The sequence below is a fragment of the Methanoculleus sp. MH98A genome (assembly GCF_000691865.1).
GTDB lineage: Archaea > Halobacteriota > Methanomicrobia > Methanomicrobiales > Methanoculleaceae > Methanoculleus.
On the sequence record NZ_JMIO01000016.1, the window covers coordinates 1 to 14147 of the forward strand.

Consider the following 14147-nt stretch of genomic DNA (forward strand, 5'->3'; position numbering starts at 1 on the left):
AGGGTTAAGGGAAAGTGTTTAAATTTACACCGTCCATATATATTTGATGAAACAAGGTCTGCTCACCGATCGCCAGAAGGAAGTGTTGCGCTACCGGAAGAAAGGGCTGACGCAACAGCAGATTGCGGAGATCATCCACACCTCAAAAGCCAATGTCTGCACCATCGAAAAAGCTGCTCTCGAGAATATCTCGCGTGCACGCGAGACGCTTGAATTCCTCTACACCCTCGACGCCGTGCATCTCTGTACGCTTGAAAGCGGCCTCGACCTGCTCAAGGCACCGGAGTACATCTACGCCGAAGCGGAGAAGCAGGGATTGAAGGTCAAATACGACACGATCTCGCTCATAAACAGGCTCAGGGACGCAAACCCCGAGCGGTTCAGGGGGAGGCAGGTTCGCGAGGATGTTGAGATCTATATCAACAAAGACGGCGATCTCTACTTCGGGTGATACGGTTTAGTGGGCGCGCACACGGGCTCCGTGCGGGAGCGGGAGCCCTGCGGGAGCATGCCTCGCGCCCACGCACTATGAACGCAACCATTGCAGCCCTTCGTTCATCCGCCCGGCCGCCCGGTCGGGCGAACCGGTGCCGCGCCTGCAGCAACGAGGCGTTTTGCGCAAAATCCCAAAAGATCCGATAACAAGGTTTATATCTCATTTTAAGTAATGTTTAAGAAACCGCTCTGCACGATTCCGCCCGGATCCGGGGGGCAGCCGGCACCGTACGTGCCTCTGATTCCTGGAATGGGTTCTCATATCGCATATGTGCGACTTGAGGACTCGCGGCGGGGGTGCAGGAGGTACCAGAGACAAGGTCGAACCCTCCTCACGGAGGGCCGATGTCGATATGGAGTTGTGCTCGTCACAACGGGATGACAGGAGCTGGATCTGATCGAGACGCTGGGCCAACGCCAGTGCAGCGCGCCCGGTTCCGGGAAGAGTGTTCCCGGGAGCGTCGAAGAGTCAGGATCTATTGGCGACGACTGGAATGCACCCGGTGCACACCGGGACGGCAGCAGAGAGAGCGGTCGAGGCGCACAGAGACGAATGTCTCTGTGACTTCACGTTCCGCTGCCTCCATCAACTGTATCCCTTACGCTACGGCAACATGGCGTGGCGTTCGATGTCCCGCCCCATCCGGGTTCGCCAGAGGCTTATCGTGCCGGTGCGTCCGGCACGGAGCCCGGCGCACGCATCGCACTGCAGCGAGCCTGCAGTCGATGCCTCACGCTACAACGCACGAAGGGTTGATTGAAAAATGCCGAAGATAAACAGACCACGCAGAGGATCCCTCGCGTACAGCCCGAGAAAGCGGGCAAAAAGCCAGGTTCCGCGCTACGGCTCATGGCCGGAGTATACGGGAGCCCCGGCCGTGCAGGGATTTGCAGGGTACAAGGTGGGAATGACCCACGTCATCATGGTCGATGACCACAAGAGCAGCCCCACCGAAGGCAAGGACGTGATGGTGCCGGTGACCGTGGTCGAGGTTCCGCCCATGCGGGTGGCCGGCGTGCGTGCATACGGTGAAGATACCTACGGAAAGCACGCGCTGACCGAAGCGTGGACGACCGATCTCGACGAGGAGTTGTCCCGCCGGATCAACGTCCCGAAAAACCACGACACCGCCGCCGCCCTCGAAGCCGTCAAGGCCGCCGTCGGCGAAGGCAAGGTCTCGGAACTCTACGCCCTGGCCTACACCCGGCCCATGGAACTCACCGGCGTCCCGAAGAAGGTCCCCGACCTGATGGAGATGCGGATTGCCGGCGGAAGCCTCGAAGACCAGATCGCCTACGCCGCCGAGATCCTCGGAAAGGAGATCACGATCTCCGGGAACCTCGAGGTCGGCGAGTACGTCGACGTGACCGCCGTCACCACCGGTAAGGGTACGGAAGGCCCCGTCAAGCGGTGGGGTGTTCAGGTCCGGAAGCGGAAACACTCCCGCGGCGGCAAGAAGCGCCACATCGGCAACCTCGGTCCCTGGCACCCGCACCACGTCCGGTGGCAGGTGCCCCAGATGGGCCAGATGGGTTACCAGCAGCGCACCGAGTTCAACAAGCGGATCTTGAAGATCGGCACCGACGGCGACGAGATAACGCCGACAGGCGGGTTCCTGCACTACGGTCTCGTGCGCGGCCCCTACGTGCTGATCAAGGGTTCCGTCCCGGGGCCGAACAAGCGGCTGGTCCGGATACGGTCCGCGATACGGCAGGGTGAACACACCGTTCGCACGCCGGCGATCAATTTCGTCAGCGTGCAGAGCCAGCAGGGGTGAGCAGCGATGAAGGCACAGGTTCGAACACTGACGGGCGAGATCGCCCACGAAATCGATCTCCCGGAGATCTTTACTGAAGAATACAGGCCCGACCTGATTAAGCGGGCAGTCCTCGCGCTCCAGAGCACCCGGTTTCAGCCGCACGGAACAAACCCCTATGCGGGCATGCGCACCTCCGCAGAGTCCTGGGGCAGCGGCCGGGGTGCCGCCCAGGTCCCCCGCCTGAAGAACGGCAGCAGGGTGGCCAGGGTTCCGCAGGCAACCGGCGGGCGCGCAGCGCATCCGCCGAAGGTCGAGAAGATCCTCGTCAAAGAGATCAACCGCAAAGAGAAGCGCAAAGCGCTCAGGTCCGCCGTCGCCGCCAGCACCTACCCCGACCTTGTCAGGGAACGCGGGCACCTCTTCGAGGCTGACCTCCCGCTGGTCTTCGAGGACCGGTTCGAGGAGATCACCCGCACGGGCGACGTCATCACGGCGCTCACGGCACTCGGTGTCTATGCCGACGTCGAGCGGGCGAAGGGCAGCCGGAAGGTCCGTGCAGGGCGCGGCACCATGCGTGGCCGGCGCTACAAGCAGCGCAAGAGCGTTCTCATCGTCACCGGCGGCGAACCGCTCCGGGCAGCCCGGAACCTTGCGGGCGTCGATGCCGTGGCGGTCGACCAGCTCAACGCCGAACTGCTGGCACCCGGCACGCAGGCAGGACGGCTGACGGTCTGGACGGAATCTGCAATCAGGAGGCTGGAGGAGTTCTCATGATACTGAAATACCCGTTCGTTACTGAAAAAGCAACGATGATGCTCGAAGGCGAGAGCAAACTCCAGTTTATCGTGCAGAGAGATGCCACGAAGTCGGACATCAAGCGCGAGCTGGAATCGGCCTTCGAACAGGAAGTGGCCAGCGTCCGCACGATGATGACCATGAAAGGCGAAAAGAAGGCCATTGTAACGTTTGCGGACGCGAAGGCGGCTGAAGAGATTCTCAGCCGACTGGGAATCATGTAAGGTGAGTGACGATGGCACATAGAATCATAGCACAGAACCGCGGAAAAGGCGGCCCAACCTACCGTGCACCGTCGCACCGGTATAAGGCCGCGCTGCGGCACGCAGGAAAGAACGACACCCTGGTCTCCGGGAGCGTCATCGACATCGAGCACGACCCGGCCCGCCACGCACCGATCGCTCTCGCCAGGCTCGATAGCGGCGAGAAGATCTACGTCCTCGCCACCGAGGGGCTCGGTGTCGGGGATGCGGTCTCCTGGGGCACGGGGGGCACGGTGAAGAACGGCAACACCCTGCCGCTCCGGGAAATCCCGGTCGGCGCATACGTCTGTAACATCGAAGCCAGGCCCAACGACGGCGGCAAGTTCGTCCGTTCGAGCGGTGTTCAGGCTCTCGTCATCGGCAAGGCCGACGACGGCAGGGTCGGTGTTCGGATGCCGAGCGGCAAGAACAAGTGGTTCAACGGTGCCTGCATGGCAACCGTCGGTATCGTTGCCGGCGGCGGACGGGGCGAAAAACCGTTCGTCAAGGCAGGAAAGAAGCACTTCCACGTCAGGTCCTCCTCCGAGAAGTGGCCTCGCGTCAAGGGTGTCTGCATGAACGTCATCGACCACCCGTTCGGTGGCGGTGGGCACCAGCACTGCGGACGGCCCAAGACCGTCGCCCGCGGCACGTCCCCGGGAAGAAAGGTCGGGCATGTTGCCGCCCGGAGAACCGGCAAGTGGAAGAAGTGAGGGGTGAAGCATGGCAAAGAAGACACAGAAGAGAATGCCGCGGCGCCGCGAGGAGTTCACCTATCGCGGCTACTCCGTTGCGGACCTGCAGCAGATGGCTCTCTCCGAGCTGCTGCCGCTCATGCCGGCCAGGGCACGCAGGAAGTTCGACCGGGGCCTCTCCAGGGAGCACGAGAAACTCCTCGCGGATCTCCGGTCCGGGGACGAGAACATCCGTACCCACCTGCGCGACATGATTATCATGCCCGAGATGGTGGGGAGAACCATTGAGATCCACAACGGCAAGGAGTTCCAGAAGGTGGAGATCCAGCCCGAGGCAGTCTTCCACTACCTTGGGGAGTTTGCACTGACCCGCAGGAGGGTCGCTCACGGCAGCGCCGGTATCGGTGCGACCCGGTCGAGTAAATACGTACCGCTGAAGTGATGGCTATGGCAAGAACAGAATATTCAGCAAGGATTGAGGGCGAGAACGTCGCTCGCGCAAAAGCGAACGAACTTCCCGTCTCTCCCAAGCACTCGATCGAGATTGCCAGGTTCATCAAGAACATGACCACCACCGAAGCAAAGGCATACCTCGCCGACGTGGTGGCGCTGAAGAAGGCCATCCCCTTCAAGCGGTTCAACCGGAACGTCGCGCACAAGCGGGGGCTCTCGAAGTGGCCCGCCGGCCGGTATCCGGTCAAGGCGGCAGAGGCCTACATCAGGCTGCTCGAATCCGTCGAGAAGAACGCCGAGTACATCGGTCTTGATGTCGAAAACCTCCGGATCGATCACGTCGCCGCCAACACCGGCCGTGGCCTCCGGGCATTCTTCCCGCGTGCGATGGGTCGCGCTACTCCGAAGCGCAGGGAGACCGTGAACATCGAGATCGTCGTGACCGAGGTGGCGTAATGGCAATCGAGAAGAAATTTATCACTGAAGGCGTGCGCAACGTCCGCGTCGAGAAGTTCCTCACGAAGGAACTCAAGCGCGCAGGATACGGCGGCATGGATATCACCCGGACGCCGCTCGGCACCCAGGTGACGATCTTCGCGGAGAAGCCCGGTATCGTGATCGGGAAAGGCGGCAAGCAGGTTCGCCAGCTGACGCAGGACCTCGCCACCGACTACGAGATCGAGTCCCCGCAGGTGGAAGTCCAGCAGGTCCAGAACCCCAACTTCAACGCCCAGATCATGGCGGAGAGGCTGGCAAACGCCCTTGAACGCGGCTGGTACTTCAGAAAGGCCGGACAGAGCACGATCCGCCGGATCATGGAGTCCGGTGCGCTCGGCTGCGAGGTCATCGTCGCCGGGAAACTGACCGGCGCGCGGTCGCGGACCCAGAAGTTCACCGCGGGCTACATCAAGCACTGCGGCGAACCCAGCGAGACGATCGTCGAGAAGGGCTACGCGCTTGCGATCAAGAAACTCGGAACCATCGGGGTTCAGGTCAAGATCGTCCCGCCGGATGCACGGCTGCCCGATGCCTTCGACGTCCTCGAGCCCGAGCCGAAACAGGCTCCGGCGGAACCCATCGAGCCCGAAGAGGTCGGTGAAGAGGTCTTCGAGGAAGAGTTCGAGGAGATCTCCGGCGCGGAGTACGAGGAGGAGGTATAGATGGCAATCTTTCGGGCGCGTGAAGTGAAACAGCTCTCCGACACCGAACTTCTCGAGCAGGAGCAGAAACTCTCTCTCGAACTGATCCAGGAGCGCGGCAAGGTCAGCGCCGGCGGTGCCACCGAGAACCCCGGAAGGATCCGCGAGGTTAAGAGGACGATTGCGCGCATCCGCACCGAGCAGAACGAACGGAGGAACGCATGATCTCTCCCCAGAACGTCCTTCGGCACGAGTTGATCGGGCTGGACGTTCTGGTCGTTCGTGCGAGCAACCCGGGTCATGCCGGGGTATCCGGGCGCGTCACCGATGAGACCCGAAATACCCTGGTTATCCTGACCGGGCGGGGAGAAAAGCAGATACCGAAACGGTTCAGCGTGTTCCGCTTCCGGCTTCCCGACGGCACGACCGTCGACGTCGACGGGTCGAGCCTGGAGACTCAGCCGGAACGGCGGATCGGCATGCGCATCAGATAAACGAGGATGAATAATGGCACGAAACATTGGGTTGGACGTTCCCATTCCGGAAACGGAATGTGAGGACGCAAATTGTCCGTTTCACGGCACTTTGCCGGTACGCGGCCAGGTGATTACCGGCAAAGTCGTGAGCGACCGTATGAACGGTACCGTCGTTGTGGAGCGTGAGTTCCTCCACTACGTCAAGAAATACAAGCGGTACGAGAAACGCAGATCCCGGTACCATGCCCACAGCACGCCCTGCATCAACGCCGGCGTGGGCGACGTGGTCCGGATCGCGGAGTGTCGTCCGCTTTCAAAGACAACGAACTTCGTTGTGGTCGAGGTGATGACGGAATGAAGGCGATGCAGGCAAAGATTCCGCGCGCCCTCGCCACCGGCTCCAGGATGGTCTGCTCCGACAACACCGGCGCACGGCTTGTGGAGGTCGTCTCGGTCGACCGTTACCACGGTGTCCGGCGGCGGCAGCCCTGCCTGGGCCTCGGCGACGTCGCGACCGTGAGCGTCAAGAAGGGCACCCCCGACATGCGGCGGAAACTCGAGAAGGCAGTGGTCATCCGGCAGAAGAAGGAGATCCGCCGCCCGAACGGCATCCGTCTCTCGTTCGAGGACAACGCCATGGTGCTCATCAACGAGCGCGGCGAGCCGAAGGGAACCGAGATCAAGGGGGCTGTACCCCGCGAGATCGCGGAGCGTTTCCCAAAGATCGCCTCCATGGCGACGACAATCGTGTAAGGTGTGGTAAGAATGGTACGCATAGTTAGCAAACAGCCGAGAAAACAGCGCAAGGCGCGTTACAACGCACCGAACCACACCCGGGGCCGTTTCCTCTCCGCGTCGCTCTCCCCCGAACTCCGCGGGAAATTCAGCACCCGGAGAACCCGTGTGGTCAAGGGCGACACCGTGAAAGTGCTCCGTGGAGACTTTGCCGGCGACGAAGGCGTCGTCGATGCGGTGGACATGAAGACGTGCCGGCTGGTCGTGCACGGCGTGATGGTGACGAAGGCGGACGGAACCGAGGTTCCCCGCCCGGTCGATCCCTCGAACGTGCAGATCACGAAACTGAACCTGAAAGACAAACTACGTGAGGAGAGGCTCGGAGGCGGAGCATAATGTCCAAATATCTCAAGCGGCTGGTAGCCCCTGGCTCCTGGCACATCCCGAAGAAAGTACAGAAATTCGTCATGAAGACCGCCCCCGGTCCCCACAACGCCGGCGCTCTGCCGATCGGGGTCTGGCTCCGCGAGCACGTCGGTCTTGCACAGAACGCGAGCGAGGCCAAAAAGATCCTGCACCAGCGTGATGTGCTCGTCAACGGGCGGACCTGCAAGGACCCGCGGATGGGCCTCGGCGTCTTTGATATCGTCTCGATCCCCAAGATCGGGAAGCACTACCGCATCCAGCTCGACGTGCGGGGCAATCTGGTCGCCGTCGAGATCCCGGCGGAGTCCGCAAAGACCCGGCTCTGCAAGATCCGGAACAAGACCACCATCAAGGGCGGCAAGGTGCAGCTGAACCTCGCGTTCGGTGCAAACGTCCTCGCCGACAACACCTATAAGGCAAAGGACTCCGTCGTCGTGACCCTCGGGACGGACGGCGAAGACCGGTTCAGGGTCGTCGACCACTTCCCCTTCGCGGAAGGCAACGTGGCCATGATCGTCGGCGGAAAGCACTCCGGCAAGGTCGCGAGGATCGTCGAGATCGTCAGGACGGCAAGTTCCGTCCCGAACCGCGTCATCCTCGCGGACGATTCGGCCGGCGAGCGGTTCGAGACCATCGAAGAGTACGTCTTCATGGTCGGCCGCTCCGCGATAGCACCCGAACTGGAGGCGACGGCATGACCGCGATGAAGGATATCTACATCGATAAGGTCGTCGTGCACATGGGCGTCGGAGAGAGCGGCGAGCGGCTGGTCAAGGCGGAAGATCTCGTAAAACAGATCACCGGCCAGAAGCCCGTTCGCACGATCGCAAAGCGGACCCAGCCGGCGTTCGGTATCAGGAAGGGCGCACCCATCGGGTGCAAGGTCACCCTGCGCCGGGATAACGCCGAGAAGTTCATCACGACCGCCCTCGATATCATCGAGCGGCGGCTTGGACCCACGCAGTTCGACCGCACGGGAAACGTCTCCTTCGGTATCGAAGAGCACACCGACTTTCCGGGCATGTCCTACGATCCGACAATCGGTATCTACGGCATGGACGTCAACGTGGTGCTCGAGTACAAGGGCGCACGGATCGCACGGAGAAGCGTCGAGCGCAGGAAACTGCCGGCGGATCAGAAAGTGAATAAAGAGGAAGCCATCGCGTTCATGCGCGAGCACTACCAGGTGGAGGTGTAAGGAATGGCAGAAGAGTCAGGAGCACCTGCAACGGGTGCGAACGTACGGAAGTTCGGCCGCGGCGCGAACGAGTGCCGCATCTGCGGCCGGAAGCAGGGCCTTGTACGGAAGTACGGCATCTACTTCTGCCGCCAGTGCTTCCGCGAGTGGGCGAGCAAGATGGGCTTCAAGAAGATGAACTAGGGGTTAGAGAACATGGCACGACTGAATCCAATCGCTGACGCGATGAGCACGATCAAGAATGCCGGAGATGCTGGAAAGGGCGAGGTTATTGTAGAACCCGCAAGCAAGCTTCTCGGCGCAATGCTCCGCGTCATGCAGGAAAACGGCTTTATCAGCGGCTTCGAGTTCATCGACGACGGTCGCGGCGGCCAGTTCCGGGTCCAGCTCTCCGGAACGATCAATAAGTGTGGCGCCATCACCCCCCGGTTCCCGGTGGCGATGGCTGATATGGAATACTGGGAGTCGCAGTATCTTCCCGCGAAGAACTTCGGCATCCTGATCGTCTCCACCTCGAAGGGAGTCATCTCCCATGCAGAGGCACGGAACGAAGGGATCGGCGGGCAGCTGCTGGGATATGTCTACTAAAGGAGGGAGATGAGTATGGCAATAACACGACAGGTCGAAATCCCTCCCGGCGTTGACGTCACGCTCGACGGCGGTATGCTCACGGTCTCCGGACCGAAGGGCACGCTGGTCCGCGACATGCGCTTCCCGCAGATCGACCTCAAGGTCGAAGGCGGCGAAGTCGTCGTCTCCACGGCATCCGACAAGAAGCGGATCCTTGCCATGACCGGCACGCTCGAGGCCCATGCGAAGAACATGATCCGGGGTGTCGCCGACGGCTACGAGTACCGGATGAAAGTGGTCTACAGCCACTTCCCGATCCAGCTCAAGCAGCAGGGCAACCGCCTCGAGATCACCAACTTCCTCGGCGAGAAGCAGCCCCGGATCGCAAAGATCATCGAGGGCGTCACCGTCAAGATCGGAAACGATGAGGTGACTATCACCGGTATCGACAAGGAGAAGGTGGGCAACACGGCCGCAAACATCGAGCACGCGACAAGGATCACGAAGCGCGATCCCCGGGTGTTCCAGGACGGCATCTACATCACCGAGAGGGCGTGAAAACAATGGACGAAACAAGAAGACTGATCCGCGTCCGCACCCGGCACAACAAGCCTGCCTTCAAGAGGCGAGGCCTTCACCGAAAATCGAGGCTGGCAGATGTCTGGCGGCGTCCGCGTGGTCTGCACAACAAGCAGAGGCGGCAGTTCAGCGCGAAGGGTGCCCTCCCCCGGCCGGGATACGGCAGCCCTGCCGCAGTTCGCGGCATGCACCCGAGCGGCTATGCGGAGGTCCGGGTCTTTACACCGGCGGATCTTGTTGATCTGAACCCGGAGACCCAGGCCGTCCGGATCGCCGGATCCGTGGGCAACAGGAAGCGTGGAGCGATTCAGGAACGGGCTCTGGAACTCGGGCTCAAGGTCCTGAACGCAAAAGACCTCACTCCCGCGGCTGAGGCACCTGCCGCAGCCGAAGAAGAAGAGGTGAACGAGGATGAGTGATCTCGCCAGCCAGAAGCGAATGGCGGCCGCCATTCTCAAGTGCGGGGTCAACCGTGTCTGGTTCGATCCCGAGCGCCAGACAGATATCGAGGCAGCGATCTCGAGAAACGACCTGCGCGAGCTTATCGGGGAAGGCGCGATCCGGGCGAACCCCGTGAAGGGGAACAGCCGCGGCCGGGCCCGCGTGCGGATAGCAAAGCGTTCCTACGGCCACCGGAAAGGTCCGGGGCGGAGGAAGGGTGCTGCCGGAGCGCGCGGTTCCAGCAAACGGTCATGGATCAGGAAGATCCGTGCACAACGCCGCACTCTGCGCGAGATGCGTGAAGAAGGTACAATCGACCGGAGTCTCTACCGCCTGATGTACCGGCGTGCTTCCGGAGGCCAGTTCCGGAGTGTGTCGCACCTTGAGGCTCAGATTGAGATAACGGCAGGGAGGATGAAATAATGGCAACCGGCCCAAGATACTTCGTGCCCTTCCGGAGAAGGCACGAGGGCAAAACCGACTACTACAAGCGGATGTCGCTCCTGTCGTCAGGAACGCCGAGGATGGTCGTCCGGAAGACGAACCGGCAGATCATCGTACAGCTGGTCGTTCCCGAGGTCGAAGGAGATAGCACCCTGGTGGCTGCATACTCGGCCGAACTCGCCGGCTACGGCTACGAGGGATCGACTGCAAGCACCCCGGCCGCCTACCTGACCGGGATGCTGTTCGCGGTCAAGGCGCTGAACGCGGGGTATGATGAGGCAATCCTCGACATCGGGCTTGCCCGGGCAAAACCCGGAGCGCGTGTCTTTGCGGCTCTCAAAGGAGCGGTGGATGCGGGTCTCGACGTCCCCTACGGCGAATCGATCCTCCCCGATGAAGAGCGGCTCAAAGGTGCCCACATCGCGGAGTATGCTCCCGAACGGGCGGGCAACCTGGTAACGAATGTAGAGGCTGTGGCTCAGGCCATCAAGAAGGAGCTGGTGTGACATGGCATACGTACAGGAAGAATGGATTCCGCTCACCGGTCTCGGGCGCATGGTCGCCGCAGGCGAGATCACCAGTATCGATGAGGTGCTCGCGAGCGGCAGGCCGATCAAGGAGCCGCAGATCGTCGATCTCCTCCTGCCCGATCTGGAGGACGAGGTGCTGGACATCAACATGGTCCAGCGGATGACGGACTCGGGTCGCCGTGTGAAGTTCCGCACCGTCGTGGTGGTCGGCAACAGGAACGGCTACGTCGGGTTCGGCCAGGGAAAGGACGTTCAGGTCGGCAACGCGATCCAGAAGGCAATCGTAAACGCAAAACTGAATCTGATCAAGGTCTCCCGCGGCTGCGGCAGCTGGGAATGCGGTTGCGACACCGATCACTCGATCCCGATCGAGGTGACCGGCAAGGCAGGCAGCGTCAAGGTGACGCTGAAGCCCGCCCCGCAGGGTATCGGTCTCGTGACCGGGGATATCCCGAAGAAGGTCCTGACGCTTGCAGGCATCAAGGATGTCTGGGCGTTCAACCGGGGACAGACCCGGACGACCATCAACTATGCGAAGGCGACGTTTGAGGCGCTGAAGCAGACGAACATGGTTCGGATCGGAGGGACGGAGTGATGTATGCGGTAGTACAGGTGCGCGGCGTGGTCAAGACCAACCGCGAGATCAAGGACACCTTGAAGATGCTCCGCCTGCACCACGTGAACCACTGCGTCCTCGTGCCCGACACCCCGGCGTATCTGGGCATGATCCGCAAGGTGAAGGACTTCGTGGCGTACGGTGAGGTTGACAAGGATACTCTGGCCACCCTCCTGCGCACCCGGGGCAGACTGACCGGGGATGAGAAGCTGACCGACGAGTACGTCCGCGCGCATACCCCGTATGCCAGCATCGACGAGTTCGCGGCAGCGCTCTGCGACGGTGAGATGAGTTTCCGTGACCTGGTGGAGATCAAACCGGTGCTGAGACTGCACCCACCTCGAAAGGGCTATAAAACCATCAAGCGAACCTTTCAGCAGGGTGGAGCTCTCGGCTACTATGGCCCCCAGATCAACGATCTCCTCTACAAGATGAGGTGAGACAGATGCCCGTAAACAAGAGATCCAAATACAGGGGTTCACGGACCTGCGGCGGCGGTACGCACAAGAACCGGCGTGGCGCCGGCAACAGGGGTGGACGGGGTAGAGCCGGGCAGCGCGATCACCGCTTCTCTCACTTCTACCTGAAGGGCGAGATAGCCAACGGTAAGCACGGTTTTATCAACAAGACTTCCGTGCCGGTATCCGCTCTCGATGTCGGTGAGATCGACCAGATGGCCGAAGCGCTGCTTCGTGAAGGGCTTGCCACGCAAGAGGGCGATCTCATCGCCCTCGACGCCGCCGAACTCGGCATCGAGAAGGTGCTCGGCGGTGGAAGAGTCACCCACAAAATGAGTATCTCTGCCCGGGAGTTCTCGGAACGTGCCCGGACGAAAATCGAGGAGATGGGCGGTCAGGCAACGACCGTCTGATCTTCTTTTTTAGGTGAAACCATGGGAGATCTGCTGGATAGATTTGAACCCATCCTTGCAGCGATGCCTGCAGTCAGGGGGCCGGAAGGGCACGTCCACTTCAAGAATAAACTCATGTGGACGCTTGCCATCCTGCTTCTCTACTTCTCATTGACCAACATCGATATCTTTGGACTCTCTGCGCAGTCACAGGATCTTTTCGGAATGTACCGTGCCCTGCTTGCCGGTGCGAGCGGTTCGCTCCTGCATCTCGGTATCGGGCCGATCGTCACCGCGTCGATCGTGCTGCAGCTGCTCAAGGGTGCCGGACTCCTGCAGATCGATACCAGCGAAGCACGCGGGCAGGTCATGTATATGGGCCTGCAGAAGTTGCTCATCTTCGTGATGATCATCGTCGAAGCGTTCCCCATGGTCGCGAGCGGGATGATGATGCCCGACCCGACGGTGGCGACGCAGTTCTTCGGCGGAAACATGCTCACGGTCTCGCTCCTGATCTTCCTCCAGGTCTGCCTCGGCGGGCTTCTGGTGGTGCTGATGGACGAGGTCGTCACGAAGTGGGGCGTCGGTTCGGGCGTGGGGCTCTTCATCGTTGCGGGGGTCTCGCAGGGTCTCGTGAACGGGTTCCTGAACTGGCAGACGGGCACCGATCCCTTCCCGATCGGGTTCTTCCCGCGGCTGTTCGCCATAGGTACCTCGGGAGCGAGTTTCCTCGAGTACTTCGGGACGGACCTGCTCGCCCTCGTCACGACGATCGCCATCTTCATGGTCATCGTCTACGTGGAGTCGACCCGTGTCGAGATCCCGCTCGCGCATACCGCCGTCCGCGGCGCTCGTGCGCGGTTCCCGGTGAAGCTCATCTATGCGAGCGTTCTGCCGATGATTCTCGTCCGGGTTCTGCAGGCGAACATCCAGATGATCGGGATGTTCCTCTCGAACGCCGGAATAACCATCTTCGGCGAGTTCCAGGGACAAATGCCGACGAGCGGCCTGATGTGGTATATCGCGCCGATCAACCAGCCCCAGGACTGGATGTGGTGGCTCTCCGATCTCGGACACGCCCCCTGGGAGATCATGCTGCGGATGGGCATCGATGTCACCGTCATGGTGGTCGGGGGCGCAATCTTCGCGCTCTTCTGGGTCAAGACCGCCGGCCTCGACTCGAAGGACGTGGCCCGGCAGATCCAGAGAAGCGGGATGCAGATCCCCGGCTACCGGCGGAGTGAGCAGGTGCTCGTGAAGTACCTCGACCGCTACATCCCGCGGATCACCGTCATCGGCGGTGTGTTCATCGGCCTTCTCTCGGTCGTCGCGAACCTCTTCGGTGTGATAGGCGCGGTCGGGGGAACGGGTCTGCTGCTTGCGGTGAGTATCACCTACCGCCTCTACGAGGAGGTCGCAAGCCAGCAGATCATGGAGATGTACCCGTTCATGCGCGGGTTCTTTGGGAAAGAGTAAGTTCGGAGGCCTGACCCGGGGGGTCAGGCCGGAGAAGTTACTCTTGGAGAAAAAGGTGCCTCAGCACCTTTTTCGACTAAGAATGGGTTGGGCCTGACCCGGGGGGTCAGGCCGGAGAAGTTACTCTTGGAGAAAAAGGTGCCTCAGCACCTTTTTCGACTAAGAATGGGTTGGGCCTGACCCGGGGGGTCAGGCCGGAGAAGTTACTCTTGGAGAAAAAGTGCCTC

At 61.3% G+C, this 14147-nt stretch carries 26 protein-coding genes; all 26 read left to right on the forward strand.

Translation table 11 applies throughout. From position 1 onward, the window contains the following. Window positions 1-46 precede the first annotated feature (46 nt). On the forward strand, window positions 47-451 hold the full coding sequence (locus EI28_RS03290) for a Tfx family DNA-binding protein (RefSeq protein WP_011843406.1): 405 nt from the start codon (window positions 47-49) through the stop codon (window positions 449-451). 523 nt (window positions 452-974) lie between these two features. Then, window positions 975-1256 (forward strand): hypothetical protein, encoded by a 282-nt coding sequence (locus tag EI28_RS13925; protein WP_155937233.1) that lies wholly within the window; start codon window positions 975-977, stop codon window positions 1254-1256. Window positions 1257-1259: 3 nt separating this feature from the next. Beyond that, entirely contained in the window at window positions 1260-2273 is a 1014-nt protein-coding gene (locus tag EI28_RS03295; protein ID WP_048112626.1) for a 50S ribosomal protein L3, read from the forward strand. A gap of 6 nt (window positions 2274-2279) precedes the next feature. Then, window positions 2280-3029: a 50S ribosomal protein L4 gene (rpl4p, locus tag EI28_RS03300; protein ID WP_048112628.1), complete on the forward strand. Its 750-nt coding sequence runs from the start codon at window positions 2280-2282 to the stop codon at window positions 3027-3029. Beyond that, a complete protein-coding gene (locus tag EI28_RS03305) occupies window positions 3026-3274 on the forward strand; it encodes a 50S ribosomal protein L23 (RefSeq protein WP_048112630.1) in 249 nt (82 codons plus the stop codon). The genes rpl4p and EI28_RS03305 overlap by 4 nt, the downstream gene beginning before the upstream one ends. Window positions 3275-3285: 11 nt before the next feature. Continuing rightward, window positions 3286-4005 (forward strand): 50S ribosomal protein L2, encoded by a 720-nt coding sequence (locus EI28_RS03310; protein WP_048112632.1) that lies wholly within the window; start codon window positions 3286-3288, stop codon window positions 4003-4005. Between the two features lie 10 nt (window positions 4006-4015). Continuing rightward, window positions 4016-4429: a 30S ribosomal protein S19 gene (locus EI28_RS03315; protein WP_048112635.1), complete on the forward strand. Its 414-nt coding sequence runs from the start codon at window positions 4016-4018 to the stop codon at window positions 4427-4429. Between the two features lie 5 nt (window positions 4430-4434). After that, window positions 4435-4896, forward strand: a complete 462-nt coding sequence (locus EI28_RS03320) for a 50S ribosomal protein L22 (protein WP_052379650.1) — start codon at window positions 4435-4437, stop codon at window positions 4894-4896. Further along, window positions 4896-5600, forward strand: a complete 705-nt coding sequence (locus tag EI28_RS03325) for a 30S ribosomal protein S3 (protein WP_048112639.1) — start codon at window positions 4896-4898, stop codon at window positions 5598-5600. Before EI28_RS03320 ends, EI28_RS03325 begins: the two co-directional genes overlap by 1 nt. Continuing rightward, window positions 5601-5804, forward strand: coding sequence for a 50S ribosomal protein L29 (gene rpmC / locus EI28_RS03330; RefSeq protein ID WP_048112641.1), 204 nt, complete (start codon window positions 5601-5603; stop codon window positions 5802-5804). Beyond that, window positions 5801-6073, forward strand: a complete 273-nt coding sequence (rnp1, locus tag EI28_RS03335) for a ribonuclease P protein component 1 (protein WP_011843415.1) — start codon at window positions 5801-5803, stop codon at window positions 6071-6073. The genes rpmC and rnp1 overlap by 4 nt, the downstream gene beginning before the upstream one ends. Before the next feature lie 13 nt (window positions 6074-6086). Further along, window positions 6087-6413: a 30S ribosomal protein S17 gene (locus tag EI28_RS03340; RefSeq protein WP_048112642.1), complete on the forward strand. Its 327-nt coding sequence runs from the start codon at window positions 6087-6089 to the stop codon at window positions 6411-6413. Next, entirely contained in the window at window positions 6410-6808 is a 399-nt protein-coding gene (rpl14p, locus tag EI28_RS03345; protein WP_011843417.1) for a 50S ribosomal protein L14, read from the forward strand. The genes EI28_RS03340 and rpl14p overlap by 4 nt, the downstream gene beginning before the upstream one ends. Before the next feature lie 12 nt (window positions 6809-6820). Then, window positions 6821-7186 carry a 50S ribosomal protein L24 gene (rplX, locus tag EI28_RS03350; RefSeq protein WP_048112643.1) on the forward strand — a complete coding sequence of 122 codons (366 nt, stop codon included), beginning with the start codon at window positions 6821-6823 and terminating at the stop codon, window positions 7184-7186. Continuing rightward, window positions 7186-7914, forward strand: a complete 729-nt coding sequence (locus EI28_RS03355; RefSeq protein ID WP_048112644.1) for a 30S ribosomal protein S4e — start codon at window positions 7186-7188, stop codon at window positions 7912-7914. Before rplX ends, EI28_RS03355 begins: the two co-directional genes overlap by 1 nt. Then, on the forward strand, window positions 7911-8414 hold the full coding sequence (locus EI28_RS03360) for a 50S ribosomal protein L5 (protein ID WP_048112645.1): 504 nt from the start codon (window positions 7911-7913) through the stop codon (window positions 8412-8414). Before EI28_RS03355 ends, EI28_RS03360 begins: the two co-directional genes overlap by 4 nt. Before the next feature lie 3 nt (window positions 8415-8417). Continuing rightward, the gene (locus EI28_RS03365; RefSeq protein ID WP_011843421.1) at window positions 8418-8597 is read left to right on the forward strand and encodes a 30S ribosomal protein S14; all 180 of its coding nucleotides are present in this window, start codon (window positions 8418-8420) and stop codon (window positions 8595-8597) included. A gap of 12 nt (window positions 8598-8609) precedes the next feature. Continuing rightward, window positions 8610-9002, forward strand: a complete 393-nt coding sequence (locus tag EI28_RS03370; RefSeq protein ID WP_048112646.1) for a 30S ribosomal protein S8 — start codon at window positions 8610-8612, stop codon at window positions 9000-9002. Window positions 9003-9017: 15 nt separating this feature from the next. Beyond that, window positions 9018-9542, forward strand: coding sequence for a 50S ribosomal protein L6 (locus EI28_RS03375; protein ID WP_082223065.1), 525 nt, complete (start codon window positions 9018-9020; stop codon window positions 9540-9542). 5 nt (window positions 9543-9547) lie between these two features. Next, window positions 9548-9982, forward strand: a complete 435-nt coding sequence (locus EI28_RS03380) for a 50S ribosomal protein L32e (protein WP_048112650.1) — start codon at window positions 9548-9550, stop codon at window positions 9980-9982. Beyond that, window positions 9975-10427: a 50S ribosomal protein L19e gene (locus EI28_RS03385; RefSeq protein ID WP_048112652.1), complete on the forward strand. Its 453-nt coding sequence runs from the start codon at window positions 9975-9977 to the stop codon at window positions 10425-10427. The genes EI28_RS03380 and EI28_RS03385 overlap by 8 nt, the downstream gene beginning before the upstream one ends. After that, complete coding sequence (locus EI28_RS03390) at window positions 10427-10954, forward strand: 50S ribosomal protein L18 (protein WP_048112654.1); 528 nt, start codon at window positions 10427-10429, stop codon at window positions 10952-10954. Before EI28_RS03385 ends, EI28_RS03390 begins: the two co-directional genes overlap by 1 nt. Window position 10955: 1 nt before the next feature. Then, window positions 10956-11573: a 30S ribosomal protein S5 gene (locus tag EI28_RS03395; RefSeq protein WP_048112656.1), complete on the forward strand. Its 618-nt coding sequence runs from the start codon at window positions 10956-10958 to the stop codon at window positions 11571-11573. Beyond that, complete coding sequence (locus EI28_RS03400) at window positions 11573-12034, forward strand: 50S ribosomal protein L30 (RefSeq protein WP_048112658.1); 462 nt, start codon at window positions 11573-11575, stop codon at window positions 12032-12034. Before EI28_RS03395 ends, EI28_RS03400 begins: the two co-directional genes overlap by 1 nt. 5 nt (window positions 12035-12039) lie before the next feature. Beyond that, window positions 12040-12465 (forward strand): uL15m family ribosomal protein, encoded by a 426-nt coding sequence (locus EI28_RS03405; RefSeq protein ID WP_048112660.1) that lies wholly within the window; start codon window positions 12040-12042, stop codon window positions 12463-12465. 21 nt (window positions 12466-12486) lie between these two features. Continuing rightward, window positions 12487-13920, forward strand: a complete 1434-nt coding sequence (gene secY, locus EI28_RS03410; RefSeq protein WP_048112662.1) for a preprotein translocase subunit SecY — start codon at window positions 12487-12489, stop codon at window positions 13918-13920. The last annotated feature ends 227 nt before the right edge of the window (window positions 13921-14147 follow it).

Bases quoted from the DNA above. Each gene is read 5' to 3' on its own strand.
- EI28_RS03290 (WP_011843406.1), top strand. From the start codon at position 47: ATGAAACAAGGTCTGCTCACCGATCGCCAGAAGGAAGTGTTGCGCTAC.
- EI28_RS03295 (WP_048112626.1), top strand. From the start codon at position 1,260: ATGCCGAAGATAAACAGACCACGCAGAGGATCCCTCGCGTACAGCCCG.
- rpl4p (WP_048112628.1), top strand. From the start codon at position 2,280: ATGAAGGCACAGGTTCGAACACTGACGGGCGAGATCGCCCACGAAATC.
- EI28_RS03305 (WP_048112630.1), top strand. From the start codon at position 3,026: ATGATACTGAAATACCCGTTCGTTACTGAAAAAGCAACGATGATGCTC.
- EI28_RS03310 (WP_048112632.1), top strand. From the start codon at position 3,286: ATGGCACATAGAATCATAGCACAGAACCGCGGAAAAGGCGGCCCAACC.
- EI28_RS03315 (WP_048112635.1), top strand. From the start codon at position 4,016: ATGGCAAAGAAGACACAGAAGAGAATGCCGCGGCGCCGCGAGGAGTTC.
- EI28_RS03320 (WP_052379650.1), top strand. From the start codon at position 4,435: ATGGCAAGAACAGAATATTCAGCAAGGATTGAGGGCGAGAACGTCGCT.
- EI28_RS03325 (WP_048112639.1), top strand. From the start codon at position 4,896: ATGGCAATCGAGAAGAAATTTATCACTGAAGGCGTGCGCAACGTCCGC.
- rpmC (WP_048112641.1), top strand. From the start codon at position 5,601: ATGGCAATCTTTCGGGCGCGTGAAGTGAAACAGCTCTCCGACACCGAA.
- rnp1 (WP_011843415.1), top strand. From the start codon at position 5,801: ATGATCTCTCCCCAGAACGTCCTTCGGCACGAGTTGATCGGGCTGGAC.
- EI28_RS03340 (WP_048112642.1), top strand. From the start codon at position 6,087: ATGGCACGAAACATTGGGTTGGACGTTCCCATTCCGGAAACGGAATGT.
- rpl14p (WP_011843417.1), top strand. From the start codon at position 6,410: ATGAAGGCGATGCAGGCAAAGATTCCGCGCGCCCTCGCCACCGGCTCC.
- rplX (WP_048112643.1), top strand. From the start codon at position 6,821: ATGGTACGCATAGTTAGCAAACAGCCGAGAAAACAGCGCAAGGCGCGT.
- EI28_RS03355 (WP_048112644.1), top strand. From the start codon at position 7,186: ATGTCCAAATATCTCAAGCGGCTGGTAGCCCCTGGCTCCTGGCACATC.
- EI28_RS03360 (WP_048112645.1), top strand. From the start codon at position 7,911: ATGACCGCGATGAAGGATATCTACATCGATAAGGTCGTCGTGCACATG.
- EI28_RS03365 (WP_011843421.1), top strand. From the start codon at position 8,418: ATGGCAGAAGAGTCAGGAGCACCTGCAACGGGTGCGAACGTACGGAAG.
- EI28_RS03370 (WP_048112646.1), top strand. From the start codon at position 8,610: ATGGCACGACTGAATCCAATCGCTGACGCGATGAGCACGATCAAGAAT.
- EI28_RS03375 (WP_082223065.1), top strand. From the start codon at position 9,018: ATGGCAATAACACGACAGGTCGAAATCCCTCCCGGCGTTGACGTCACG.
- EI28_RS03380 (WP_048112650.1), top strand. From the start codon at position 9,548: ATGGACGAAACAAGAAGACTGATCCGCGTCCGCACCCGGCACAACAAG.
- EI28_RS03385 (WP_048112652.1), top strand. From the start codon at position 9,975: ATGAGTGATCTCGCCAGCCAGAAGCGAATGGCGGCCGCCATTCTCAAG.
- EI28_RS03390 (WP_048112654.1), top strand. From the start codon at position 10,427: ATGGCAACCGGCCCAAGATACTTCGTGCCCTTCCGGAGAAGGCACGAG.
- EI28_RS03395 (WP_048112656.1), top strand. From the start codon at position 10,956: ATGGCATACGTACAGGAAGAATGGATTCCGCTCACCGGTCTCGGGCGC.
- EI28_RS03400 (WP_048112658.1), top strand. From the start codon at position 11,573: ATGTATGCGGTAGTACAGGTGCGCGGCGTGGTCAAGACCAACCGCGAG.
- EI28_RS03405 (WP_048112660.1), top strand. From the start codon at position 12,040: ATGCCCGTAAACAAGAGATCCAAATACAGGGGTTCACGGACCTGCGGC.
- secY (WP_048112662.1), top strand. From the start codon at position 12,487: ATGGGAGATCTGCTGGATAGATTTGAACCCATCCTTGCAGCGATGCCT.